Consider the following 26,568-nt stretch of genomic DNA (forward strand, 5'->3'; position numbering starts at 1 on the left):
GGCGTCGTCGTGGCGAGGTCGGGCCCGCATCATACGGAAAGCGGGCCGCCGCGGCAAGCCGTCAGGCGCGGACGGCGACGCGCTCCTTGACGATGCCGCGGTACACGAGGAACGTGGCCACGAGGCTGATCGCGCCCGCGCAGGCCATCCAGTAGCCGGGGGCCGCCTTGTCGCCGGTGGCTTCGATCAGCCACGTGGAGACCAGCGGCGTCATGCCGCCGAACAGCGCCGTCGCGAGGCTGTACGCCAGCGAGAACCCGGTCGTGCGCACCTGGACCGGAATGATTTCCGTCAGCGCGACGATGGTCGCGCCGTTGTAGCTGCCGTACAGGAACGACAACCACAGCTCGACCAGCACCATGTGGCCGAAGCTCGGGTTGGCGATCAGCCACGCCAGCGCGGGATAGGCCGTCACCGCCGCCAGCGCCGAGCACACGGCCATCACGGGCCAGCGGCCGATGCGGTCCGAGAGGGCGCCCATGACGGGCAGCCAGATGAAATTCGACACCCCGACGCACAGCGTCACGAGCAGGCTGTCCGCGGTGCTCAGTTTGAGCACGCTCTTGCCGAACGTGGGCGTGTACACGGTGATCAGGTAGAACGCGACCGTCGTCATCACGACGAGCATGGCGCCGACCGTGACGAGCGGCCAGTTCAGGGCCATCGTGCGCATCATCTGGCGGAACGTCGGATGCGTCTTCTGCGCCAGGTAGGCCTCGGTCTCCTGCAGCGAGCGGCGGATGTAGAACACCACGGGGATGATCGAACAGCCGATGAAGAACGGGATGCGCCAGCCCCAGTCGGCGATGACCTCCTTCGCCATGGCCTGGTTGAGGGCGTAGCCCAGCGCGGCGGAGCAGATGACGGCGACCTGCTGGCTGGCCGATTGCCAGCTGACGTAGAAGCCCTTGTTGCCGGGCGTCGCCATCTCGGACAGGTAGACGGAGACGCCGCCCAGTTCCACGCCCGCCGAGAAGCCCTGCAGCAGGCGGCCGACCAGCACGAGCACCGGCGCCAGCATGCCGATGGTGGCATAGCCCGGTACGAACGCGATCAGCGCCGTCCCCGACGCCATGATCGCGAGCGTCAGCACGAGGCCCTTGCGCCGGCCGATGCGGTCGACGTAGCTGCCCAGGAAGATGGCGCCCAGGGGACGCATGAAGAACCCCGCGCCGAAGGTGGCGAAGGTCATCATCAGCGCCGCGTACTCGCTCGTCGCCGGGAAGAACGCCCGGGCGATCTGGTGCGCGTAGAAGCCGAACAGGAAAAAATCATACATCTCGATGAAATTCCCGCTCGTGACCTTGATGACGGTGCCGAGCCGGGACGGCGCGCGCGCCGGCGCGGCCGCGGCGGCTGTGACGTGGGCGGCCGTGGCGGTGGAGTGAGTGGACATGGTGACCTCTGGCGAAATAGGTTCAGTGCGGGGCGGCGACCGGTTCCAGCCCGGTCGCCTCGATGGCGCGCGCGTTGGCAGGCGCGGCGAGGAAGCGCAGCAGCGCGCGCGCGGCCTCCGGATGGCCGGCGCCGCGCACGACGGCGCCGGCGAACTGCGTGTTGAGCTGCATTTCCTGCGGCATCAGGCCGACGATGTCGATGCCCTGCACGGGTTTCAGTTCGCTCTTCTGCTGGCATCCGAAATCGGCCTCGCCGCGGGCGATGATCTCGCCCACAGGCGTGGCGGGAATCTGCGCTGCCTTGCCCTCCATCTGCTGCCGGATGCCGAGCTTGTCCAGCAGTTGCCGCTTGATGTATTCGCCGCTCGCGCTGTCGGAATAGGCGACGCGGGACGCGTGCAGGAAGGCCTGGCGCAGGCCGTCGACGGTGCCGATGTCCGGCTGCGCGGCGCCGTGGCGGACGGCGCACGCGATCGGCGAGTTGGCGAGGACGACCTTGCTGCCCGGTTCGAGGCGCCCTTCGGCCATCAGCTTGTCGAGCGCGTCGCCCACCATGATGACGACGTCGATCGGTTCGCCCCGCGCGAGGCGCGCGGGGATCGCGTTCTTCGTGGTGCCCATCGACGGACCCCAGGCGGCCACCAGATGGTCGCCGCTGGCGCGTTCGTATGGGCCAGCCAGGTCCTTGTAGGCCTGGGCGAAGCCGCCCGAGCTGACGACGTGCACGTCCGCGGCGTGGGCCGACGCGCCCAGCGCGAGGGCGGCGAGCGCCGCCAGGGTCTTGTGTTTCAGGTGATGTGGTCGCATGGCGTTCTCTCGTCTCCGTTAAAATTTTTGCATGAGGCCCAGCGTGAGGCCGGTGCCGTGGCGGTCGTTGGGCCGCGCTGCGGTGAGCCCCGCGGCGTCGCCGCGCCAGACCGTGTAGTCCGCTTCGGCATAGGCGGTGGTGCGCGGCGCCAGCATCTTTTCGATGAACAGGAAGGCGCGGTCGAAGCCGTCGTCGCGCAGGCCCGTGGCGGCGCGCCGCACGCTGTACCAGGCCGTGGTGACGAGGACGTCGCGCGCCGCCTGGCGGCTCACGCCCGCGGACCGCACGCGCTGGACGACCGTCTTGCCCGGGCCCGTCGCGGCGTCGTTGCGCGCGATGTTGGCCTTGAACTGCCAGGCAGCGGCCCGCACCGCCGCGCCGGCCGTCCAGGCATCGAGCGGCAGGCCGTCGCGGCTGCGGAACTGCATCGTCGCGCCGGAGACGACCCAGGCCGGACGCTGGTAAGCCAGCGCGACGCCGTGGCTCGAGGCCGCGGCCGCGTCGCCCGGCACTTCGCCGGCCGAATACGCGGCGCGCGCCTGCCAGGGGCCGACGTCGGCGGTGTACTTGACCGTGTTGTCCAGCCGGTAGAAGTTGTCCGCGTAGCCGCTCGGACCGTACTGGCGCCCGAATGCGTGCGTGCCGAACGCGGTATTGCTCAAGCCCGCGACGTTGATGTTCGGGTTGATGCCTGCATAGCGTTTGCCGAGCGGATCGACGGGGACGAGGGCGTCGGACAGGAGGTTCGGCTGGCGGCCCGCGGCCACCGTGCCGTACGGGGTGGCGAGGCCGGCCCAGGCCAGGCGGTCGAACAGGCGGTCGCCCTTGGCCTGGGCGCCCGTGTCGGCATTGATGCCGCCTTCGAGGCGGAACAATGCCTTCACGCCGCCCCCCAACGATTCCTGGCCCTTGATGCCCCAGCGGCTGGTGTTGTCGATGCCGCTGTTCACGAAGGCCGCATGGCCCGACGGGGCGGGTGCGTTGCTGGCGGCGAGGCCGGACGCGCTGCGCACGCCGACGTCGACGATGCCGTACAGGTCGACGCCCGACTGGGCAAGGCAGGTTCCGCTCGACGCGAGCAGGATGGTAAAGGCGCAGGGATGGCGCACGGTGTCTCCTTGGTGGTTGCCTTCTTGGCGAGGCTGGGATGGCTGAGTGGATGAATCATCCACCAAATGGCATAATTTGATAATTGCAATTTTCCAGCGTATTCATGCACCATGCGCATCAATTACGACTTGCACGACTTGCAGGCGTTCGTCGCCGTGGCGGAGCGCGCCAGCTTCCGCCAGGCCGCCGCCGACCTGTTCCTGTCGCAATCGGCGCTGAGCCGCCGCATCGACAAGCTGGAGGAGGCGCTGGGCGTCGTCCTGTTCGAGCGCACGACCCGGCGAGTCCGGCTGACCAATGTGGGGCAAGCCTTCCTCGTCAACGTGCGCACGGCGCTGGACGGCCTGGAAGACGCGGTGCTGGGCGTCGCCGACCTCGCGGCGCACCGGACGGGATCGGTGACGCTCGCCTGCGTGCCGTCCGCCGTCTGGCACTTCCTGCCGGAGGTGCTGAAGGATTTCAGCGAGCGCTTTCCGCGCATCCGCGTGCGCGTCCACGACGAGAGCGCGCAGGACGTGCTGAATCTCGTGCTGAACGGCGAAGCCGACTTCGGCATCAACTTCACCGGCGCGGAAAACCCGGAGATCGTGTTCGAACCAATTTATGTGGAAAGCTATGTGCTGGCCATGCGCCGCGACCACCCGCTGGCGCGCCGCAAGACGCTGAGCTGGAAGGACACGGTCGGCGAGCGCTATATCTCGGTCGCCAAGTCGAGCGGCAACCGCAGCGTCATCGATGCCGCGCTGGCCGGCGTCGAGAAGCATCCGGTCATCCTGTGCGAAGTGAACCACGTCTCCGGCGTGCTGGCCCTCGTCGAAGCGGGCATGGGCGTGGCCGCGGTGCCCGGGCTGTCCGTGCTGCCGGGACGGCCGGACACGATCGTCGGCGTGCCGCTCGTGAACCCGGCCATTCACCGGACGCTGGGCCTGATCACCAAGCGCGATCACAGCATGGCGCCCGCGGCGCGGACCTTGTTCGGGATGCTGGCGGAAGCGCTGCGGCCGCGGAAAGGCCCGGCCTGACCGCGCCCCGCGTTGTTTTATCGAGAATCCGCTCGCCGGCCCGCGCCGCCTGTAGGACAATGCCGGCATCTTGTGTTTGACAGCGATTTTCGCCCGGTGCTATAGTCGGGCAACGGTCATGGGAACGTTTCCACGCGAACGCCATGATCGCATAAAACAGGCGCCGGCCCCGCCAGGACGCCATAACGGAGACAGCATGTACGGAACCCGCAGGTGGCTGCTCGGCGCGTCGTTGTGCGCATTCGCGGCGGCGGCACACGCCGGTCCCAGGGCGGACGTGATCCACTGGTGGACGTCCGGCGGCGAATCGGCCGCCGTGAAGCAGGTCGAGCAGGCCTATCGCGCGGCCGGCGGCACCTGGGTCGACACCGCGATCGCCGGCGGCGACCAGGCGCGCGCCGTCACCATCAACCGCATCATCGGCGGCAATCCGCCCACCGCGGCCCAGTTCAACACCTCCAAGCAGTTCCTCGACATCATCGAGGAAGACATGCTCAATCCCGTCGACGACATCGCGCGCCGCGACCATTGGGACCAGGTCCTGCCGGCACCCATCGTCGACGTGATCAAGGTGCGCGGCCACTGGTACGCCGTGCCGATCAACATCCACATGCAGACGTGGATCTGGTATTCGAAAGCCGCGTTCGCGAAGGCCGGCATCGGGCGCGAGCCGGCCAGCATGGACGAGCTGTTCGCGGACCTCGACAAACTCAAGGCGGCCGGCTTGATTCCGCTCGCGCACGGCGGCCAGGCGTGGCAGGAGATCCTGCTGTTTTCGATGGTGCTGTCGAACCTGGGCGGCCGCGACCTGTACCTGAAAGTGATCCGCGACCGCGACCAGGCCGCCATCCATTCGTCCGCGTTCCGCCAGGTGCTGGTCGCATTCAAGCGCCTGCAGGGCTATGTCGATCCGGCGTCGCCGGGCCGCAACTGGAACGACGCGACGGCGCTCGTGATCGGCGGGAAGGCCGGCATGCAGATCATGGGCGACTGGGCCAAGGGCGAATTCATCGCGGCCGGGCAGGCGCCGGGTCGCGAGTTCGGGTGCGTGCCGGGATTGGGCCGCGACAGTCCCTACCTGATCCAGGGTGACGTCTTCGTGTTCCCGAAAACGGACGATGCGGCCACGCTGCGCGCCCAGAAGCTGCTGGCGAGCGTCGTCGAGAAGCCCGCCGTGCAGCTCGCGTTCAACAGGCTGAAAGGGTCGATCCCGGTGCGGCTGGACGCCGACGACAGCCAGTTCGACGAGTGCGCGCGCAAGGGCATGGCGATCCTGCGCGATCCGCGCCGGCCGGTCGGCGTCGCCGAGGTGTACCTGACGCCCGACCAGAACGGCGCGCTGCAGGACGTGCTGACCGCCTACTGGAACACGAACATGCCCGTCGACCGGGCCCAGAACAGCATCGCTTCGGCGCTGCGCTACTGACATGGCGCGACGTTCCCTCACCCGGGCCACACCGTACGCGGCGCTGCTGCCGATGGCCGTCGTGGCCGCACTCGGCTACCTGGGCGCCGGCCTGTGGACGTTCTATCTGTCGCTGACCGGCTCGCGCACCTTCCCGTCCGGGCACTTCATCGGCCTCGCGCAATACCACCGCCTGTTCGACAACGAGCGCTGGATGCTGTCGCTGCACAACCTGGCCGCGTACGGCGCGCTGTTCGTGCTGGCGAGCCTCGTCATCGGCTTCCTGCTGGCCGTGTTCATCGACCAGAACGTCAAAGGCGAGGGCGTGTTCCGCACCGTGTTCCTGTACCCGTACGCGATGTCGTTCGTGGCGACTGGCCTCGTGTGGCAATGGCTCCTGAGCCCGGGCGACGGCATCGACGGCGCGATCCGCGCGCTCGGGTTCGGGCACGTCCGGTTCGACTGGATCGTGTCGCAGGACTATGCGATCTACACGGTCGTCATCGCCACCGTGTGGCAGGCGTCCGGCCTCGTGATGGCGCTGATGCTGGCCGGGCTGCGCGGCATCGACCCCGAGATCCGGAAGGCGGCGCGGCTGGACGGCATCCCCGCCTGGCGCGTGTATGCCCAGATCATCCTGCCGATGCTGTGGCCGACCGTCGCCACCGTCCTGCTGCTGCTCGCGACGGCCGTCGCGAAGCTGTACGACGCCGTCGTCGCGATGACGCAGGGCGGTCCCGGCATCGCCAGCGAGGTCCCGGCCAAATTCATCATGGACCACCTGTTCCTGCGCTCGAACGTGGGCCTGGCTTCGGCCGGCGCGATCGTGCTGCTCGTTCCGGTGCTGGCGCTGCTCGCGCCGTATGCCTATGCCCGCAGCCGCAAGGAGACCGCATGAATCCCCAGACGATCGTCCCGCCGCTGGCCACCACGCCGGCCGCCGCCGCGCACCGCAAGCCGCTGCGGCGCGCGCGGCGCCGCCTCACGCCCGCGCGCATCGGCCTGTACGTGTTCCTGCTGGGCGCCGCGCTGTTCTTCCTGCTGCCGCTGTACGTGATGATCGTGACGTCGCTGAAGACGATGGACGAGATCCGCCAGGGCGGCATCTTCGCGCTGCCGCACGCGTTCACGTTCGAGCCGTGGCGCCTCGCCTGGGGCGGCGTGTGCACGGGCGCGGCGTGCGCGGGCGTGCGCGCCGGCTTCTGGAATTCGGTCGCGATCACCGTGCCGAGTACCGTCCTTCCGATCCTGCTCGGCGCCGTCAACGGCTACGCGCTGTCGTTCTGGCGTCCGCGCGGGGCCAACGTCCTGTTCGGCATCCTGATGGCCGGCGCCTTCGTCCCGGTGCAGGTGATGATCTATCCGCTCGTGCGTGTGATGGCGCTGGCCGGCATCTTCGGCTCGCTGCCCGCGATCGTGCTCGTGCACCTCGTGTTCGGCATGCCCGTCCTGACGCTGCTGTTCCGGAATTACTACTGCAACGTGCCGCACGAGCTGTTCCAGGCGGCGCGCATCGACGGCGGCGGTTTCTGGCGCATCTTCGCGCAGGTGATGCTGCCGATGTCGCTGCCCGTCATCGTCGTCGCCGCGATCATGCAGGTGACGGGCGTGTGGAACGACTACATCCTCGGCCTCGTGTTCGCGGGACGCGACAACATGCCGATGATGGTCCAGCTGAACAACGTGATCAACACCACGACCGGCACCCGGCAGTACAACGTGAACATGGCGGCGACGATCCTGACGGCGCTCGTGCCGCTCGCGCTGTACTTTTTCTCGGGCCGCTGGTTCGTGCGCGGCATCGCCGAAGGTAGCGTGAAAGGATAAGGGATGGCCAACGTCTCGCTGCGCAAACTGAACATCGTCCTGGGCGGCAAGCCCATCATCCGCGACCTCGACCTGCATGTCGAACCGGGCGAATTCCTCGTCCTGCTCGGCCCTTCCGGCTGCGGCAAGTCCACGCTGCTGCACAGCATCGCGGGCCTGGTCGACAGCGAATCGGGGGCCATCGAGATCGGCGGGCGCGACATGACGGACTGCGATCCGAGCGAGCGCGGGATCGGCATGGTGTTCCAGTCGTACGCGCTGTACCCGACGATGACGGTCGAGGATAATATGTCGTTCGGCCTGCGCATCGCCGGCACGCCCAAGGCCGAGATCCGGCGCCGCGTGGACCGCGCCGCCGCCATGCTGCAGCTGGACGCGCTGCTCGGCCGCAAGCCCGCGCAGCTGTCGGGCGGCCAGCGCCAGCGCGTGGCGATCGGGCGCGCGCTCGTACGCGAGGCCCAGGTGTTCCTGTTCGACGAGCCGCTGTCGAACCTGGACGCCAAGCTGCGCGCGGAGTTGCGCCGCGAGTTGAAACTGCTGCACCAGACCCTGGGCTCGACGATGATCTACGTGACGCACGACCAGGTGGAGGCGATGACGCTCGCCAGCCGCATCGTCGTGATGGAGAAGGGGGCGATCCAGCAGGTCGGCACGCCGCTGGACGTGTACGAGCGGCCCGCGAACCGCTTCGTGGCGGGCTTCCTGGGCGCGCCGGCGATGGCGTTCGTGGACGGCGCGCTGGACGCCGCCGGACGCTTCGGCGCCGACGGTTTCGACCTCGTGCCGGCGCACGACGCGGGGTGTCCGGCCGCGCAGCCGGCCGTCCTGGGCGTACGCCCGGAACACGTCGAGATCCGCGCGGACGGCGCACTGCGGGGCGACGTGACGCTCGTCGAACCGATGGGCAATCACCAGGTCGTGTGGCTGCGCTGCGGGAAGGCGCTGCTGGCCAGCATCGTGCATGACGCGCGCCGCTTCGCGCCGGGCGAACGGGTCGCGTTCGACATCGACGCGGCGCGGGTGTCGCTGTTCGATGCGCGGACGGGAAATCGCCTGTGAACGGCGCAAATACAGTATCCTTACGCCGCGCCGCCCCGGCGGCCCTGGCGAAACGTAAGCATTGAGGAAGAGTTTGTGGCGACTATCAAGGACGTAGCGAAGCTGGCCGGCGTTGGCCTCGGCACCGCGTCGCGCGTGGTGAGCGGGAAGGGATCGGTATCGCCGGCGACGCTGGCACGCGTGAAGCAGGCGATCGACGAGCTGGGCTTCCGGCCGTCGCACGCGGCGCGCGCGCTGCTGTCCGGGACGAGCCGCATGGTCGGCGTGTATATCCCCGTGCTCAGCGGGACGTTCTACACGCCCATCCTGCAGATCATCGACACGGAACTGCGCGCGGCCGGCGTGCACATGGTGCTGGCGTTCGGCGTGGGCCTCGGCGACGAACGGCGCCAGGCCGTCGAGGGCATCGAATTCCTCGTCGAGCGCGGCTGCGACGGCCTCGTCGTGATGACGAGCGCCCTGCAGGAAGAGGACGTGGCCGCGCTGGGCGCCAAGTCCGGCCAGCTCGTCGCGCTGAACCACAGCTTCGAATCTATGCCGGACCAGTGCTTCACCGTCGACCACGCGCTGGGCGGGCGCCTCGCCGCGCGCGCGCTGCTGGACCAGAAACACCGCAAGATCGCCGTCGTCGAAGGCCCGCGCCAGCTGGAGGACAACCGCGCCCGCATCGACGGTTTCATGAGCGAGCTGCGCGAGCACGGCATCGACCCCGCGAAGATCTGGCGCCTCGAGAGCGACTTTTCGCCGGCCGGCGGCTGGGCCGCGGCCAAACAGCTGCTCGATTCCGGCTACGGCTGCACGGCGCTGTTCTGCGCCAACGACGAGATGGCCGTGGGCGCGCTGTCGTACTTCCAGGAGGCGGGCATCCGCGTGCCACACGACCTGTCCGTGCTGGGTTACGACGACACGCCCAGCGCCGCGTTCTCCGCGCCGCGCCTGACGTCGGTGCACATGCCGTGGCGCGAGATGACGCAGAACGGCATCAACGCCTTGCTCAACCTGTGCTACGACATGCGCCGGCCCGTCACGCGCGAGTTCCCCGTCAGCGTCACGTTGCGCGCGTCGCTCGCGACCGCGCCGGGCGGGAGACGCAAGGCCGCCTGACGGCGCCGCCGCGACCCGGGCGCGCGGCCGCATGCGCGCTTTTTTTTGCGGCGCATCTGGAAAGCTTTCCAATCACAACCATGACAGACCGACTACCATGACCACCAACGATCATTTCCCGGGCGCCGCCGGCCCCGAGCCGCACGCGCCGCAGCGCGCCGATTTCGGCAGCGATTTCCTGTGGGGCTGCGCCACCTCGTCCTACCAGATCGAGGGCGCGGGTGCCGTCGACGGCAGGGTCGAATCGATCTGGGACCGCTTCGCCGCCGCGCCCGGCAAGATCCGCGACGGCTCGTCCGGCGCCGTCGCCTGCGACCACTACCATCGCTGGCCGGAAGACCTGGACATCGGCCGCGACCTGGGCCTGAACGCCTACCGCTTCTCGATCGCGTGGCCGCGCATCTTCGACGGGACGGGCGGCAAGCCGAACGAGAAGGGGCTGGACTTTTATTCGCGCCTCGTCGACGGCATGCTGGAACGGGGCCTGCAGCCGTGGGCCACGCTGTACCACTGGGACCTGCCGCAATGGCTGCAGGACCGCGGCGGCTGGGCGGACCGCGGGACGGTCGACGCCTTCCTCGAACTGGCCGACGCGATGACGCGCCGCCTCGGCGACCGCGTGCGGCACTGGATCACGCATAACGAACCGTGGTGCACGGCCATCATCGGCAACTACGAAGGCTGGCATGCGCCGGGCCTCAAGGATCTCGGCACGGCACTGCAGGTGGCGCATCACGTGCTGCTGTCGCACGGGAAGGCGGTGCCCGTCATCCGCGCCAACGTGCCGGATGCGCAGGTCGGCATTTCACTGAGCCTGCACCCGCTGCGTCCCGCCAGCGCCACGCCGCGCGACGTCGCCGCGATGGAACGGCACGACGGGCTGCGCTACCGCTGGTTCCTCGACCCGCTGTACGGCCGCGGTTATCCCGAGGCGACCCTGGCGCAAGTGGGAGCGGCGGCGCCCGTCGTGCTGCCGGGCGACCTGGAGGCGATCGCCGTGCCGACCAATTTCCTCGGCGTGAATTACTACTTCCCGGAGACGGTCGCGGACGACCCGGACCACGGCCCGCTCGGTGTGCGCATCCTGCCCGCGCAGGGGGAGACCACGGCGATGGGCTGGCCGGTGGCGCCGCAGGGCTTGTCGGAACTCCTCGCGCGCATCGACCGCGAATACCGTCCCGGCCCGCTGTACGTGACGGAGAACGGGTCGTGCTACGACGACGTGGTCGCGGGCGACGGCGAGGTCCGCGACGTGGAACGGCGCCGCTACCTGATGCGCCACCTGGCCGCGCTGCGCCAGGCCGTCGCCGACGGCGTGCCGGTGAAAGGTTATTTCGCCTGGAGCCTGCTGGATAACTTCGAGTGGGCGGAAGGCTATCTGCGCCGTTTCGGCCTCGTGCACGTGGATTACGCCACGCAGCGGCGCACCTTGAAGGACAGTGCGAAGTGGTATCGCGCGTTCCTGCGAGCTGCCATTGATTAGGGATCGGCTCACGCTGTCGTCGTGCATCTGGAGTCTTGATTCTGCCTAACCAGGGAGTTTGCCTATAGTGTCAGACTGGGCATTTTCCACTGAATGGAGAATTGCCATGTCCATTGACGTATATCTGCAAATCGATGGCATCAAAGGCGAATCGATGGACGCCGGCCACCAAGGTTGGATCGAGGTCATATCGGCTCAGTGGGGCGTCAATCAGCCGAAGAGCGCGACGGCGTCGACTGCTGGTGGCCATACTGCGGAACGGTGCGAACACAAGACGATCGCTCTCACGAAGCTTGCAGACCTGGCTTCTCCCATGCTCATGCAGACGTGCTCCATGGGGAAGACGCTCCCCAAGGCCAAGCTCGAATTCATGCGAGCAGACGGGGACGGTAAGCCCATCAAGTACTACGAGGTCGAACTCGAGAATATCATCATCGCGAACATGGACCAGGTGGTCCACGAAGGGACCATCCTGCAGGATTCCTTTGGTCTTCGCTTTTCGAAAGTGAAGTGGAAATACACTCAACAAAAGATCGGCGGCGGCGCCAGCGGCAACACTGCCGGTGGCTGGGACTTGGCCTGCAATAAATGCGTGTAAGGGGCGAACATGATTGAAGTTCAACCCAAAGACTCAAGGGGCTATTTCATGTTGCCCCAACATCCCGAAGACTCCGGCTACTACATTTATGGCACCCCTGCAGGCGGTGTCTATCAGTATGCTCACCCGGCCATGATCAGCCTGTTGCTTTGGGTAGAGCGGGAGTGGGCAGCTATCGAAAAACGTCAGTTTGGCATCGGGAATATCTGTATGGCTGATGGCCAATCCACAGACGAGCACCATTCGCATAAAGACGGCTTACAGGTCGACGTAAGACCGCTGAGGACAGATGGCGCTCATCGTCCGGTGACTTGGCTGCAAAGTGAGTATGATGGCGAAGCGACGGCAAAACTCATAGCAATCTTCTTCTCTTACCCCTTAGTGAAGCAAGTGCTATTCAACGACAATCGTATTCCCGGTGTCAGACACTGGCCACGTCATGACGACCACTTTCATGTCGGTATAAAGCCGGGGCAGAAATGAAACTTTGTGTTCTCGTTGTTGTCCTGATTTCGTTCTCTACCGCGCATGCAGAAAATAGAAGCAAGTGGACTGGTAAGAACAAGGCGTTGAAGGATGCCACCTATCTCGTCTACTCGGGTGAGCCCGGCGACCGTGGCCCCCCTACGAAGTCCGACAAGAAGCTTGCGATTGCGATCAAAGGGGAGGCCGCCAAAGAGATATTCGACGGACTTGGCGGCCCGGATGCCGATGTCAGCTGCAGCCTGCAGGATGGCGAGCGATTGCGGAGCAGAGGCGAGGTTTGGTGTTCCTACACGCCGAAAGAAGGTTACATCTGTTCTCTCGGTTTCAACTTGAAGACTGGCGAACCCCACGCTGGGGCAAGCTGTTGACCTGACAAGCCCCCTCGCGGGGCTTCGTAGCGCAAAAATCCCATGTCTCACTTCGTTCACTCGTCACTGGCCGAGCGAAAAGCGTCAGCGTGCGATTGACAGCGCGGACGTTTCCATTCAATATCCACGCATGCGATTGGAAACCTTTCCAAACCGCTTGCCACCCATAACGACATAACCCCTGGAGACACCCGCATGAACATCAACCGCACCATGCGCCTGGCCGTGGCGTCCGCGCTGGCGCTGGCCGCCGCCTGCGCCGCCGCCGCGCCCGCGGCACCGCAGCTGGATGCCTGGCCGCGCCTGACGAGCGCCATCGCCCCGGACGCCGCGCTCGAGGCGCGCGTGCGCGAAATCGTCGGCAAGATGACGCTCGCACAGAAGATCGGCCAGATGACGCAGGCGGAAATCAAGAGCGTGACGCCGGACGACGTGCGCACGTACTACCTCGGCTCCGTGCTGAACGGCGGCGGCAGCTGGCCGCACAACGACAAGCACGCGCACGCGGCCGACTGGCTGAAACTCGCCGACGCGTTTTACGATGCGTCGATGGCGACCGACATGGCGGTCAAGGTCCCGATGATCTGGGGCACCGACGCCGTCCATGGCCACAACAACGTCTACGGCGCCACGATGTTCCCGCACAATATCGGCCTCGGCGCCGCGCGCGATCCGGAACTCGTGCGTGAAATCGGCGCGGCGACGGGCAAGGCGGTGCGCGCGACCGGCATCGCGTGGGTGTTCGGGCCGACGGTCGCCGTCGTGCGCGACGACCGCTGGGGGCGCACCTACGAGAGCTTTTCGGAAGACCCGCAACTCGTGCACCGCCTCGCCGGGCCATACGTGACGGGGCTGCAGGGGGCGCTCAAGGGCGACGCCAACGTCATCGCCAGCATCAAGCACTACATGGCGGACGGCGGCACGGAATTCGGCGTCAACACCGGCGTCGCGAAGGTCAGCGAGCGCGACATGATGAACATCCACGCGCAGGGCTACTACGCCGGCATCGAGGCCGGCGCGCAGACCGTCATGGCCTCGTTCAACAGCTGGAATGACGTCGCGGCGGGCCACGATTACGGCAAGGTGCACGGCAGCCACGCGATGCTGACCGACATCCTCAAGGACAAGATGGGCTTCGACGGCTTCGTCGTCACCGACTGGAACGGCATCGGCGAAGTGCCGGGCTGCCGCAACGATGCCTGCGCCCAGGCCATCAACGCCGGCGTCGACATGGTGATGGTGCCGAACGACTGGAAAGCGTTCATCGCCAATACGGTCAAGGACGTCGAGGCAGGGCGGATCCCGCTGGCCCGCATCGACGACGCCGTCAGCCGCATCGTGCGGGTGAAACTGCGGGCGGGCGTGTTCGGCAAGCGGCCGTCGCAATCGGCGTGGGCCGGCAGGGACGACGCGCTGCTGGCGAAAGACCTGGGCCGCCGCGCCGTGCGCGAATCGCTCGTGCTGCTCAAGAACGAGGGCCCGGCGCTGCCGCTGGCCGCCAATCAACGCATCCTCGTCGTCGGCAAGGCGGCCGACAGCATGGCCAACCAGACCGGCGGCTGGGCGCTGACGTGGCAGGGCACGGCGAACACGAACGCGGATTTCCCGAAGGCCGACACGATCCTCGCGGGCCTCAAGGCCGCCGGCGCCGACGTCACGTACAGCGCGGATGCGGCGGACGTCGACCCGGGCAAGTTCGACGCCGTGGTCGCGGTGATCGGCGAAGGGCCGTACGCGGAAGGCGACGGCGACATCGTGCCATCGGGGACGCTGCGCCATTCGAGCCGCTATCCGGAAGATCTCGCGGTGCTGCGGAAAGTGCATGGCAAGGGCAAGCCCGTCGTCACCGTGTTCCTGTCCGGCCGCCCGCTGTGGGTCAACGACCTGCTGAACCTGTCCGACACGTTCGTCGCCGCCTGGCTGCCGGGCACGGAAGGCAGGGGCGTGTCCGACCTGCTCGTCGCCGCCAAGGGGGCGAAGCCATACGAATTCACGGGCAGGCTGTCGTTCTCGTGGCCGAAGACCGTGTGCCAGACGCCGCTGAACGTCGGCGACGCCGGCTACGCGCCGCTGTTCGCCTACGGCTATGGGCTCAAGCGCGGCGAGCGTTCGCGCGTGGGCCTGCTCGATGCCGCTTACCCGCCCGGCGGCTGCAGCGCGGCGGACACGTATCCCGTCTACGGCCACGCCGACCGCGCCAGCTTCCCCCTGCGTATCCGCAGCGACACCAGGGTGCAGCCGCTCGGCGCGGACTTGAACGCGACGACGCGCCTGCCCGGCATCACTGCCGCCGTCGCCCAGATCAGGGCGCAGCAGGACGCGAAGCTCGTCACGTGGACGGCGCCGGCCACGTTCGAGGCGCATGGCGACAAGCCGCTCGCGTTGCCGGCCGCGCTGGCGGACAAGGGGCTGCTGCGCTTCGACACGGTCGTGCAGGCCGCGCCCGCGGGCAAGGTGACGATCGCGATGGCGTGCGGGCCCAATGCATGCGGCACGCCGCTCGACGCGACGAAGCTGTTCACGCGCCTGGCTGGAAAAGGGCGGCAGTCGGTCGCGATTCCGCTCGCGTGCTTCCGCGCGCACGGCGCCGACCCGGCGCGCGTGGACACGCCGTTCAGCGTGACGAGCAGCGGCGCGTTCACGGCCGCTTTCGGCAACGTCGACGTGACGGCCACCGGGGACGCCATCGGCTGCGAGGAACTGCAATGAGCGCTTACCGGCTGCTCGCCGATATCGGCGGCACCAATGCCCGTTTCGCGCTGCAGGCCCCTGGCGCCGGCCTCGCCGACATCGACGTTCTCGCGTGCCGCGACCATGACCACATCGGCGCCGCGATGGATGCCTACCTGGCCGGCGCCGCCGCGCGGGGCCACGCGACGGACGGCCTGCGCCACGCCGCCATCGCCATCGCCAATCCCGTCGAAGGCGACTTCGTGCGCATGACAAACCACCACTGGCGTTTTTCGATCGCCGAGCTGCGCGCGGCGCGGGGACTGGACACGCTCCTCGTCGTCAACGATTTCGCGGCGCTGGCGATGGCCTTGCCGTACCTCGACGAGACGGGCCGCGAACGCATCGGCGGCGCGGACGGTGCCGCGCAGTCCGGCCGGCCGATCGGCCTGATCGGACCGGGCACGGGCCTCGGCGTGTCGGCCGTCGTCCCCGCGCCGGGACCGGGCGGCACGCAATGGATCGCGCTGGCGGGCGAGGGCGGCCACGCCAGTTTCGCACCCGTGACGCGCCAGGAGACGGCGCTCCTCGAGGCGCTGCGGGAAGAATTTGGCCACGTGTCGGCCGAACGGCTGCTGTCCGGCCCCGGCCTGGAAGCGATCCACCGGGTGCTGGCGGGCGAACGGCTGGCCGCCGCCACCATCACGGCGCGGGCGCTGGACGGCACGAGCGCCGCCTGCCGCGACACGGTCGACGTGTTCTGCGCGGTGCTGGGCAGCGTGGCGGGCAACGTCGCGCTGACCTTGGGCGCGACGGGCGGCATGTATATCGGCGGGGGCATCGTGCCGCGCCTCGGGCCGCTGTTCCATGCGTCCGCATTCCGCTCCCGTTTCGAAGGCAAGGGCCGCCTGCAGCCCTGGCTGGCGCGCATCCCGACGTGGCTCGTCACGGCGCCGTATCCCGCGCTGCGCGGCGTGGCCGCCATGCTCGACGCCGCATCGCGACAATCATAATCATCACGAGGAGACCTCATGGCAGTATCACCGAACACCTCCGGCACGGCGCCGCTGGCGGCCGCACCCGGCACCGCCGCGACGAACACGGGCCCGCTCGTCATCGTCACGATCCTGTTCTTCATGTGGGGCCTCCTCACATCGCTGAACGACGTGCTGATACCGCACCTCAAGGCGATCTACACGCTGAACTACCTGCAAGCGATGCTCGTGCAATTCTGCTTCTTCGGCGCCTATTTCATCGTGTCGCTGCCGGCCGGCGCGCTGATCCGGCGCCTCGGCTACCAGAAGGGCGCGGTCACCGGCCTGTTGATCGCGGCCGCCGGCTGCGCCCTGTTCTATCCGGCCGCGCGCGGCGGCTACGGCCTGTTCCTGTTCGCCTTCTTCGTGCTGGCGGGCGGCATCACGATCCTGCAGGTCGCCGCGAACCCGTACGTCACCGTCCTCGGTCCGGCGGCCACGGCGTCGAGCCGGCTGACGTTCACGCAGGCCCTCAACTCGCTCGGCACCACGGTCGGCCCGCTGGTCGGCGGCGCCCTGATCCTGGCCGGCGCCGGCAGCCTCACGGCGGACCAGGTCGCGGCGCTGGACGCGGCCGGGCAGGCGGCGCACCGCGCCCACGAAGCGGCCACGGTGCAGGGACCCTATCTCGCGCTGGCGGCGGCGCTCGCGCTCCTGGCCGTGCTGTTTGCGCTGGCACGCCTGCCGCGCATCGACCACGCGGAAGGGGAGGCGGCCGCTTCCGGCTCGGTGCTGGCCTACCGCCACCTCGTGCTGGGGGCCGTGGCCATCTTCCTGTACGTGGGTGGTGAAGTCAGCATCGGCAGCTTCCTCGTCAGCTTCCTCGGCGAGCAGCGCGTCGCCGCGCTGCCGGCGGCGCAGGCGGCCGGCTGGGTCAGCGTGTACTGGGGCGGCGCGCTGGTCGGGCGCTTCATCGGCTTCGGCGTCATGCGCGTCGTCAGTCCGGGCAAGGCGCTCGCGTTCAATGCGTGCGCCGCCATCGTGCTCGTGCTGGCGGCCATCTTCGGCGAGGGCCGTGCCGCGATGTGGGCGATCCTCGCCGTCGGGCTGTGCAACTCGATCATGTTCCCCACGATCTTCAGCATGGCGCTGCACGGCCTGGGACGCCATACGGGGCAGGGCTCCGGCATCCTGTGCATGGCCATCGTGGGCGGCGCGATCGTGCCGTTCGCGCAGGGCATGCTGGCGGACCGCGTCGGCGTCCAGCCGTCGTTCTTCGTGCCGGCCGCGTGCTACGGCTTCATCCTGTTCTTCGGCCTGAAATACGCCAACCTGCATCGCCGCCAGGCCCTGGCGGCCTGACGCTGGCCATCCGGCGGGGTTTTGCAGTAGAATGCCGGCATCCCATTGGGGAGTAGCCTGCTTCCGTCCACGCGGAAGTTCCCGTATCAACATACTCGACGGCCCACGGCCGCCGTGGTACGGGCAGCCGTTTCGGTTGGCAAGACCTTTGGTATGCCTGCGCGTTCATCGGGCCGCGCCGGCATGCCATCGTCATTTGCCCGACCGGAACCGTAATGAATTTCCTCGCTACCGCCGCACTCGCCCTCGCCATGTCCACCGACGCATTCGCCGTCGCCGTCGGCAAGGGGGCCGCGCTGCAACGTCCGCATTTCCGCGAAGCCCTGCGCACGGGCGCCATCTTCGGCGTCATCGAAGGCGCGACGCCCGTCATCGGCTGGGCGCTGGGCCATGTCGCCGCGCCGTATGTCGAAGCGTGGGACCACTGGATCGCGTTCACCCTGCTCGGCCTCCTCGGCCTGCGCATGATGCGCGAAGGCTTGTGGGGCGCGGACGTGGAGGAAGAGGACAAGCCGTCCTCGCACTCCTTCTGGCTGCTGGCCGTGACCGGATTCGCCACCAGCATCGATGCGCTGGCCGTCGGCGTGGGCCTCGCGTTCATCGACGCGAACATCGTCACGACGGCCGGCGCCATCGGCCTCTCGACGTTCATCATGGTGACGCTGGGCGTGATGGTGGGCCGCGGTCTCGGCAAACTGGTGGGCAAGCGCGCGGAGGTGGTGGGCGGCGTCGTACTGATCGCGATCGGGGCGCTGATCCTGTATGAGCACATCGGCCACGCTTGACGCCGCGCCGATAAAAAAACGGCGGCCGGTTTCCCGGCCGCCGTCGTCACGTCAGGCGTCGACGATCAGCCTTGTGGACCGGGCGCGGACACCGGCGCCGGCCCGGCGTCGGCCTGCGGCCTGGCCTTGGGCGCCGCCCGCAACACCGGCGCCGCCATCCTGATGGCCGGTGCCGCAACGTTCACGTCCGGCGCGACGTTGACGGCGGTGCCGGTCACCGGCGCGTTCCCCACGGCCGCCGCGGCAGCCGCGCCGGTCTTCACCTGGACGCCGTTGCCCGCCTGGAGCGTCGCCTGGGTGGACGTGGCCGTGCTGGCGCTCGAATAGCCGCCTTCGACGCTGGCCATGCCCGCGCCGCTCGACTTGCCTTCCTTGCTGCCGCCCGACACGCCGATGCTGGCAGCGAAGCCCGAGCTGGTGCTGCTGCTCGTGCTCTTCGCGTCCTTGAAGTCGACGCTGCCCGCGGCCACCGTCGCCGCGCCGTCCGCCTTCAACTGCGTGCCTTCGAAGCCGGCCTGGCCGCCCGCGCTCAGCGTGAGGTTGCCGCCTGATTTGACGCCGCCGGTGACGGCCTGGCTCGACTGGCTCGTGTCGTTCTGGAAGCCGCCGCCCGCCGTCAGGCCCGCACCCGATTCGCCGCCCTTGCCGCCACCGCCGCCGCCCGATACCTGGATGCCGGCCTGGAACGAGCTGGAGTTGCTGGTCGAGCTGCTCTCGTTGCGCGCCGCGTCCATCGTCAGCTTGCCGCCCGCGCCTATCGTGGCGTCGCCCTTGGCCGCGATGTCGGTGCCCTCGAAGTGCGCGTCGCCCTGCGTCTTGATGACGAGGCCCGCGCCGGACTGGATGCCGCCGGTGACTGCGGTCGACGAGTGCGCGCTGTCGCTGGCCTTGTCGAAGCCGCCGCTGGCGCCGCCCTCGACGGTCTTGGACCCGACGCCGACGCCGATGTTTGCCGCGGCGTTGATGGTCTGCGAGCTCGAGCTGCTGCTGGACGTGTTGTGCGCCGCCTTGTAATCCAGCGACCCGGCGCCGATCTCGACGCCGTTGTCGCCCTTGATGTTCGTGCCTTCCATCGTCGTGGCGCCGGTCGAGGTGCTGGTGGCCTTGCCGCCCGCGTGGATGTTCGATACCACGGCCGTGCTGCTGTTCGAGCTGGACGACGACTGGGTGCCGGTGTACTGCGCCTCGATGCCGACGCTGGCGCCGGCACCCGAGGCTTGCGGTGCGCCCGAGGCGCCGGCGTTCGCGCCCGCGTCCGCGTACACGCCGATGCGGGCCTCGTGCGACGATGCGTTGCTCGACGTCCAGCTGGTGTTCGCCGCCGCCTTGCTGTCGATCGTCGTGGCCGACTGGGTGAAATTGCCGGCGGCGTCGATGTTGGTGCCGACGTCCGTGATGTTGCCGGTCGCGGTGCGGGTGATGTCGCCGTTGCCGGAGCGGATCGTCGACACCTGCGCCGTCGTCGTGCCCGACGCGTCGGTCGAGTCGGAATGGCGCGCCTGCAGGCCGATGCCGGCCTTGGCGTCCGCGGATGCCGCGCCGCCGCCGCCCAGCACCCCGGTGGACGCGCTGGCCTCGGCCTTCGCGCCGCCGCTGATGTACAGGCCGGCCGAGGTCTTGGTCGTCGTGGTGGTCGTCGTGTTGACGTCGGTCGCGGCGGTGAACGCCATGTCCTTGGCCTTCACGTTCACGCCCTTGTCGCCGCCGAGCTCCGAACCCTGCACGGACAATTTGTCTGCCGCGTTCACGTTCAACTTGCCGCCCGCGTTGATGGTCGTGCCGTTGTTGTGGATGCCCAGGCTGTCGGTCTGCGTCGTCGTCGTGCGCATCACGTCGATCGTGGTGTCCGAATTGGCACCCGCTTCCGCGCCCGCGCCGCTGACCATGCCGGTGCGCGCGCCGGCGCTGGCCGACGCGTCGTTGTTCGAGTCCGCGTACAGGCCGACCTGCGTCGTCGTCGTCTTGCTGCTCGAGACGTGCACGTCCTGCGACGCCAGCACGTTGACGTTCTGCGCGTCGAGGCTGGCGTTGCCGCCCGTGTTGACCTTGGCGCCCTGCAGCGTGATGTCCTTGTCGGCCTTCACGTTGAGGTCCTTGCCGACCGAGATCTCCGAACCCACGGCACGCGCATTGAGGTCGTAGGTATTCGTCGTCTTGGTCTCGGCGAGCGTGACGCCGGCGCTGCCGGACGCGCTGGCGCCCGCGTGCGCTTCCGCGCCCATGCCCATGCCCACGCCGGCCTTGCTGCCCACGCCCTTGCCGGCCGACGCGCCCGCATCCGCCGACGCATTGCCGCCGGCGCCGTCGAGTTTCAGGAACGACGTGGTCTTGGTCTCGGTCGTCGTGCGGTCGACGTCCTGGCCGGCCAGCACCTGCACCTGGCCTGCCTGGATGTCGGCGCCGCCGCCCACGTTCAGCTTCGAGCCCTGCAGCGTGAGCGTGTCCCCGCTCTTGATGTCGGCATTGCCCTTGACGTCGATGCCGGCGGCCACGTTGCGGCCCTGGAAGGTGTCGGTGGTCGTCGACGTGTTGCCGAGCAGGCCGCCGCCGACGCCGAGCCCCGAGTGTTCCGAGTAGCTCGTCGCTTCGCGCGTGTCCTGGCGCGAGATGACGTTGACGTCGCCCTTGGCGTCCAGCGCCAGGTCGCCGCCGACCTTCACCTGCGAGCCGGCGATGGTGGTGTCGCCGCCGCTCTTGATCTTGAGGTTGCCGCCGCTCGTCAGGTTCGACCCGATATTGGTCGTGGTGGCGAGGCTGCTGCCGCTGCCCGAGCCGCCCAGCAGGCCGGCGCTGCGGTGCATCTGGCTGTCGGCGGTCGTGTTCTGGATCGTGTCGAACGTGACGTTGCCGCCCGCCGCCAGGCTGGCGTCGCCGCCGGCCTTGACGTCGGCGCCCTTGACCGTGATGTCCTTGGCCGCGTCGAGACTCAGCTTGCCGGTCGCTTCGATGCCCGCGGCCGTGCCGATGGTCGTGCGGGCGAAGTCCTTGCCGCCGTGGGTCTCGGCCACGGTCTGGTTGACGATGCTGCCGCCGGTCGACTTGAGCGCCAGGTCGCCGCCCTTGATCTTGCCGCCCGTGTTGGTGATGTCGCCCTTGGCCGTGATGTCCAGCTTGTCGCCCGCGATGGTGCCGCCCGTGTTCGTGACGGTGCCGGCGTCGATCTTCATATTGGTGGCCGAGATCACGGGGCCGCCGCCTTCGATGGCGTCCTTGGTCGACTTGGCGAGGTAGACGACCGGCGCGACGACCTTCTGGCCGCCCACGACGGTTTCCACCATCCACACCATGTCCTCGGTCAGGTTCGCGACCTGGTCCGGACTCAGCGCCTGGCCGTACACGAGCCCCAGCTTGCCCGCCTCGGCGGACGCGTTGTCCATCAGCGCCTGCATCTGCGCCGCTTCGCTGTCCATGCCTTTCAGGACGTTGGCGCCGGTCTGGGCGATCAGCTGGTCGCGCACGAGCTTGGCCTCGTAGTTGGCGTCGCCCAGGCGTTTCACTTCCTTGTCGGGGTTGATGTTCAGGAGTTTCGTCAGATAGTCCGAGCCGACCGAATTGCTGCCCGCGCCGAACAGCGGGTTCGTCTCGACGAGGTATTGCGAGTTCGGGTCCCTGGCCGTGACGAAGTAGCCGTTCGGGTTCGTCGGCAGGTTCAGGTTCAGGCCCTGGAACTGGATCGTCGGCGCGGCCGCGACGTTCTGCGCCTTGGTCGATGCCGGCAGCTTCTTGACGAACGCCGAGAGCGCGCTGCCCAGCGGCGTACCCGCCAGCGGATTCGTCGCGACGGCGCTGTCGGCGCCCACGGACTGCGCCTGCGTGCCCTGCTGGTACGGCGAACCGAGGTTCATCAGGCTGCCGCCGGTGAACGTCAGATTGGTCGCGTAGATGCCGGCCTTCCATTTCTGGATCACGTGGCGGCCCGTCTCCATCAGGTGCGCGGCGGCGGCCGCCGCGTCGGCGCTGCCGGCCGAGCCGCCGAAGCAGCCGCCGTCGTTGCAGCCGTATTGCGAATCCGTGGTCGGGTAGCTGTAGTAGTACTCGTCCGGGTCGATCAGGTGGCCGACCTTGCTCATGTGCCAGCGGCGGTCGTAGTCGATCTGCTCCAGGTGCAGGTCGGTGTTGGTGAACGCGCCGCTGCCGCTGATGTTGACGTTCGGCGCCGAGATCAGCGACGCCTGGTTGAGGCCCGCATGGCCGTAGTTCAGGTTGATCGTGCGTGCCGCGATGACCTGGCCGAACTGCGTGGGCATCGGGCCGTCGAGGCCCTGGATCCACGTGACGTTCTGCGCCCAGGTGACGTTGTGGTCGCAACCCATGTCGAGGAAGGCGCAATTGCCTTCCCAGTCGTACGGCGTCGTGACCGTGCCGTCGATGACCTGGGCGATGATCACGTTCGGCACCCGGCCCGTGGGCAGGTTGTTGAAGGCGTCGCTCGTGTTGATCGTGGTGTCGCGCAGCGCGATCACGGTATTGTAGTTGTTGAAGGTGCCGGCATTGACCTCGATGTCGTTGGCGTCCATCGTGCCGGTCATGGTGTTGTTGTAGACCTGGCCCGTCGCGTTGACGGTCAGCTTTGCACCCGCGTACAGGGCGCCGCTGTTGTCGAAGCCCGCGCCGGCGGCCGTGGTCGTCAGGTTCGCTTCCGACGAGATGCCGCCCGTGCCCGTGTTGTCGAGCCGCGGCGCGCTCAGGGTCAGGTCGCCGGCCGTGTGGATGGCGCCTTCGTTGCGCACGCTCGCCGTGCCCGCGATCGTGCTGGCGCTGCCGTCCATGCCCAGCAGGATGACGGCGCCGCTGCCCTGGTTGACGATGCTCGCGCCGCTCAGCGTGGCGGCGGCGTTCGACTGGATGCGGCCCTGGTTCGTCAGGTTCGCGGCATACACGCCGATGGTGTCGCCGAACAGTGTGCCGCTGTTGGTCGCCCACGTCGCGGCGGCGGATGCCGCGCCCACGTTCAGCGCGGCGCCGGCCTGGATGCGGCCGCTGTTGGTGATGCCGAAGCCGGCGGCGCCGGTGACCGTCACGCCGGCCTGGCCGATGATCTTGCCGCTGTTGTCGAGCGTCGTCGACGTGTTGACCGTGAGGGTATCCGCGGCCTGGACCTGGCTGCCGTTGACGATGGCGCCGGTGCGGGAGGTCAGGCTCGCGCTGCCGCTGGACGCGACGGTGCCGCTGTTGCCGATCGTGCCGCCGCGCAGGGTCAGGGCCGAGCCGGCACCCGTCGTCTGCAGCGCCAGGCTGTTCACGAGGGAACCGCTGGCGTCGACCGTCACGCTCGTATCGCCCTGGGCCGTGCCGCTGTTGTCGAAGCCGGCGGCCGTCGCATTCAGCGTGCGGCCGGACAGCACGGCGTTGGCGCCCATGTTGCGGACCGATTGCACGGCATGCAGGTCGAGTGCGGTGGCGGCCTTGATCTGGTTGCCGTTCTCGATCGAGGCCGACGTCGCGACGAGGCCCGCGGCGTCGGCCGCGCGGATCGTGCCGTCGTTGCTGATCGACGCGCCGCGCAGGCCCAGGCTGCCGCCGGCGGCCGTCGTTTCGAGCAGGCCGCCCGTGTCGAGCGCGCCGGCGCTGTTGACGGACAGGTTCTTGCCCGCGCTGATGGCGCCGCCGTTGACGAACTGGCCGGCCTTGGCGCCGAAGTCGCCGAGCGTCTGCATGATGCTGTTGCCGTCGGCGTTGCGCAGCACGGTCGCGGCGTTCAGCCCCAGGTCGCCCGCCGCGATGATCTGGCCGTTGTTGGTCAGCGTGTCGGCCGTCGACTTCAGGCTGGCCGTGCCGGCGGCCTGCACGGTGCCGCCGTTCGTGACGGTGCCGCCGGTCAGGGCCAGGTTGCCGCCGGACGCCAGCGTCTGGATCGCGTTCGTGTTGGCGATGCCGCCCGCGACCGTCACGGCCAGGTTCGTGCCGGCCTGGATGGTGCCGGCATTGGCGACGTCGGACGCGTCGACGACGGCGCTGTCGCGCCCCAGCAGGGTGCTGTCGGCGCTGTCGTTGTTCACGGTCGTGGCGGCCGTGACGGTCAGCGACGCGCCCTGGACCAGCGCATGGTTCACGACGGCGCCGGCGCTCGTCAGGTTGGCGGCGCCGCCGGCGGCGACCGTGCCCGTGTTGGCGATGCTGCCGGCCGCGAGGGCGAGCGTGCCGTCCGCGCCGCCGTCCCTGGTCGCCGTCGTCAGCAGCTTGCCGCTGTTGGTCGCGGCGCCGGTGACGGTGGCGGTCAGGCCGCCGGCCGATTGCACGGTGCCCGCGTTGTCCAGGCTCGCGGCCTGCACGGCGACGTCCTTGCCGGCGCCGGTGCCGAGCAGGGCGCCGGTGGCCGCGTTCGTGACGGCGCCGCCGGCGTCGATGGTCAAGCCATTCGTGCCCTGCACGGTGCCGGCGTTGGACAGCAGCGTGGCCTGCACGGCGACGCGGTCGGCGAGCACGCGGCCCGGTGCCGTGTTGGTCACGGCCGCGGCCTGGGCGGCGCCGACGTTCAGCGCGCCCTGGGCTTGCAGCAGGCCGCTGTTGGTCAGTTGCAGCGGGGCGGACGCGGTGCCGCCGTCGATGGCGAGCGTGGCCCCGGCCAGTACGCTGCCGGCGTTGTCGATGCGCGTTGCCGCGTTCAGCGTGGCGTCGCCGCCCGCCGTCAGCTGCGCGCCGGCGCCGAGGGTCAGGGCGTTTGCGCGCGACTGCACGTTCACCTTGTCGGTGCCGGTCAGTGTCGAGGTGTCGAGGGCGACGTCGCCGTTGGCGCCGAGCGTGAGCGCGCGGTCGCCGGCCGTGGCGACCGCGCCGCTGTACAGCGTGGCGTGGGTCGCGGCGATGGTGTCGGCGTCGAGGCCGAACGTGCTGCCCGCGCCCCAGGTGCTGCCGTCGATCGTGGCGGCGCCCGCCAGTTTGACTTCGAGCGCGGCGTTGGCGCTGCGCGTCGCGCCGGCGGTCGACGTGTCGGCGAGGCTGGCGGCCTGGATGGCGAGGTCGTTGCCGGCCTTGAGCGCCGCCTCGTTCAGCAGCACGCCGCCGGCCGCCGTCACGTTCACGTCGTGCCGGGCGCTCACGGCGGCGTTGGCGCCGCCGATCTCGACCTGGCCGGCGTCCGTGGCGCCGGTCTGCACGATCGTCACGTCGCGCGCGGCGGACACGCGGCCCTGCATGAGGACCTTGCCCGCCGCGTCGACGCGGAAGTCGTCGGCGCTGGCGGCGGCGTCGCCCAGCATGCGCACGCCCACGCCGGCCTCCGTGGCGATCAGGCGGATGCGGCCCGCGTACATGCCGCCGAGCGCGCTGGAGTCGATCGCGTACTGCGGCTTGTCGGCGCTGGCGCCGACCGTGCCGGCGATATTGCGGCCGTCGTAATGCCACTGGATCGGGCCGGTGAACACACCGAGTTCGCCGCTGCCGGCCACGTTGACCTGGCCGTCGAGCTTGACCGAGCGGGTCACCAGGTCGAGGATCTGCTGGGCGCTGGCGTTCAGGCCCGCGCCCTTGATCTCGATGTCGCCGCGGCTGACGTTAAAGCCGACCAGGTTGCCGTCGGCCGCCCACACGGGCGCGCCGGTCGTCAGCGTGACGCGGTCGGTGTTGATGAAGCCGCAGCCCGTGCACGTCAGGCCGTTCGGGTTGACGACGATGACGTCGGCGCGGTTGCCGTACACCTCGGTGTAGCCGGCCAGGGTGGAGCGGTCGGTGGAGACGACCTCGTTCAGGATGACCTTGGCCGCGTCCTTCAGGTTCGTGTTGCCGACCAGGCCCCCGGCCAGTTGCGACTGGCCCACCGCGCTCTGCTTGAACGGCGTGTTGTTCAGCACCAGGCCGTTCGCGTCCACGTTGTAGGTGTTGAACGTGTTGTGCGAGATGCCGGCCCCGTTCGGGGTGTCGATGTTCACGACGGGCACGCCGTTCGGCGCGATATAGGTATTGGTCTTGCCGCCGGCGGGGACGACCGACGTGGGTGTCCTGACCTGGGCCCAGGCGGCATCCGGCGCGGCAACGGCGCCGGCCAGCACGGCGGCGGCGGCGGCGGCCTTGACGGCGCGGCCGGACTTGCCGCGTCCGCGGGCGGTTTCGGCGGCGACGATGTAGGCGCCGCGGGCGGCGCTCCAGACGTGGCGATACGAGCGGTTCATGG

General features: G+C 68.9%; 18 protein-coding genes. 14 read left to right on the plus strand and 4 right to left on the minus strand.

Annotated features, from left to right (window positions below):
• Nucleotides 1-61: 61 nt before the first annotated feature.
• The 3 genes from ASC93_RS16725 to ASC93_RS16735 are packed head-to-tail and all read right to left on the minus strand — an operon-like array spanning nucleotide 62 to nucleotide 3,314.
• The gene (locus ASC93_RS16725; protein ID WP_056444487.1) at nucleotides 62-1,396 is read right to left on the minus strand and encodes an MFS transporter; all 1,335 of its coding nucleotides are present in this window, start codon (nucleotides 1,394-1,396) and stop codon (nucleotides 62-64) included.
• A gap of 22 nt (nucleotides 1,397-1,418) precedes the next feature.
• Entirely contained in the window at nucleotides 1,419-2,204 is a 786-nt protein-coding gene (locus ASC93_RS16730) for a substrate-binding domain-containing protein (protein WP_056444489.1), read from the minus strand.
• Between the two features lie 18 nt (nucleotides 2,205-2,222).
• A complete protein-coding gene (locus ASC93_RS16735; RefSeq protein WP_056444491.1) occupies nucleotides 2,223-3,314 on the minus strand; it encodes a porin in 1,092 nt (363 codons plus the stop codon).
• 111 nt (nucleotides 3,315-3,425) lie between these two features.
• Here ASC93_RS16735 and ASC93_RS16740 point away from each other — a divergent pair, with 111 nt between their 5' ends.
• The 14 genes from ASC93_RS16740 (at nucleotide 3,426) to mntP (ending at nucleotide 18,458) form a co-directional block, all read left to right on the plus strand.
• Entirely contained in the window at nucleotides 3,426-4,337 is a 912-nt protein-coding gene (locus tag ASC93_RS16740) for a LysR family transcriptional regulator (protein ID WP_056444494.1), read from the plus strand.
• A gap of 196 nt (nucleotides 4,338-4,533) precedes the next feature.
• Nucleotides 4,534-5,763, plus strand: a complete 1,230-nt coding sequence (locus ASC93_RS16745; RefSeq protein ID WP_056444497.1) for an ABC transporter substrate-binding protein — start codon at nucleotides 4,534-4,536, stop codon at nucleotides 5,761-5,763.
• Nucleotide 5,764: 1 nt separating this feature from the next.
• Complete coding sequence (locus ASC93_RS16750) at nucleotides 5,765-6,640, plus strand: carbohydrate ABC transporter permease (RefSeq protein WP_056444500.1); 876 nt, start codon at nucleotides 5,765-5,767, stop codon at nucleotides 6,638-6,640.
• Nucleotides 6,637-7,569, plus strand: coding sequence for a carbohydrate ABC transporter permease (locus ASC93_RS16755; protein WP_056444503.1), 933 nt, complete (start codon nucleotides 6,637-6,639; stop codon nucleotides 7,567-7,569). The genes ASC93_RS16750 and ASC93_RS16755 overlap by 4 nt, the downstream gene beginning before the upstream one ends.
• Nucleotides 7,570-7,572: 3 nt before the next feature.
• A complete protein-coding gene (locus tag ASC93_RS16760; RefSeq protein ID WP_056444506.1) occupies nucleotides 7,573-8,628 on the plus strand; it encodes an ABC transporter ATP-binding protein in 1,056 nt (351 codons plus the stop codon).
• Between the two features lie 75 nt (nucleotides 8,629-8,703).
• The gene (locus tag ASC93_RS16765; RefSeq protein WP_056444509.1) at nucleotides 8,704-9,732 is read left to right on the plus strand and encodes a LacI family DNA-binding transcriptional regulator; all 1,029 of its coding nucleotides are present in this window, start codon (nucleotides 8,704-8,706) and stop codon (nucleotides 9,730-9,732) included.
• A 97-nt stretch (nucleotides 9,733-9,829) separates the two neighbouring features.
• A complete protein-coding gene (locus tag ASC93_RS16770) occupies nucleotides 9,830-11,215 on the plus strand; it encodes a GH1 family beta-glucosidase (protein ID WP_056444512.1) in 1,386 nt (461 codons plus the stop codon).
• 106 nt (nucleotides 11,216-11,321) lie between these two features.
• Nucleotides 11,322-11,813 carry a type VI secretion system tube protein Hcp gene (locus ASC93_RS16775; RefSeq protein WP_056444515.1) on the plus strand — a complete coding sequence of 164 codons (492 nt, stop codon included), beginning with the start codon at nucleotides 11,322-11,324 and terminating at the stop codon, nucleotides 11,811-11,813.
• 9 nt (nucleotides 11,814-11,822) lie between these two features.
• Nucleotides 11,823-12,296, plus strand: a complete 474-nt coding sequence (locus tag ASC93_RS30885; RefSeq protein WP_157201970.1) for a penicillin-insensitive murein endopeptidase — start codon at nucleotides 11,823-11,825, stop codon at nucleotides 12,294-12,296.
• Entirely contained in the window at nucleotides 12,293-12,667 is a 375-nt protein-coding gene (locus ASC93_RS16780) for a hypothetical protein (RefSeq protein ID WP_157201971.1), read from the plus strand. Before ASC93_RS30885 ends, ASC93_RS16780 begins: the two co-directional genes overlap by 4 nt.
• A 195-nt stretch (nucleotides 12,668-12,862) precedes the next feature.
• A complete protein-coding gene (locus ASC93_RS16785) occupies nucleotides 12,863-15,376 on the plus strand; it encodes a glycoside hydrolase family 3 N-terminal domain-containing protein (RefSeq protein WP_056444521.1) in 2,514 nt (837 codons plus the stop codon).
• Complete coding sequence (locus tag ASC93_RS16790; protein ID WP_056444524.1) at nucleotides 15,373-16,350, plus strand: glucokinase; 978 nt, start codon at nucleotides 15,373-15,375, stop codon at nucleotides 16,348-16,350. The genes ASC93_RS16785 and ASC93_RS16790 overlap by 4 nt, the downstream gene beginning before the upstream one ends.
• A gap of 18 nt (nucleotides 16,351-16,368) precedes the next feature.
• Nucleotides 16,369-17,673 carry a sugar MFS transporter gene (locus ASC93_RS16795; RefSeq protein WP_082548108.1) on the plus strand — a complete coding sequence of 435 codons (1,305 nt, stop codon included), beginning with the start codon at nucleotides 16,369-16,371 and terminating at the stop codon, nucleotides 17,671-17,673.
• Nucleotides 17,674-17,888: 215 nt separating this feature from the next.
• Nucleotides 17,889-18,458: a manganese efflux pump MntP gene (gene mntP, locus ASC93_RS16800; RefSeq protein WP_056444527.1), complete on the plus strand. Its 570-nt coding sequence runs from the start codon at nucleotides 17,889-17,891 to the stop codon at nucleotides 18,456-18,458.
• Nucleotides 18,459-18,523: 65 nt separating this feature from the next.
• Here mntP and ASC93_RS16805 read toward each other — a convergent pair whose 3' ends face one another.
• The gene (locus ASC93_RS16805; protein ID WP_056444530.1) at nucleotides 18,524-26,566 is read right to left on the minus strand and encodes a hemagglutinin repeat-containing protein; all 8,043 of its coding nucleotides are present in this window, start codon (nucleotides 26,564-26,566) and stop codon (nucleotides 18,524-18,526) included.
• Nucleotides 26,567-26,568: the final 2 nt, after the last annotated feature.

Source organism: Massilia sp. Root335, assembly GCF_001425685.1.
Lineage (GTDB): Bacteria > Pseudomonadota > Gammaproteobacteria > Burkholderiales > Burkholderiaceae_D > Telluria > Telluria luteola.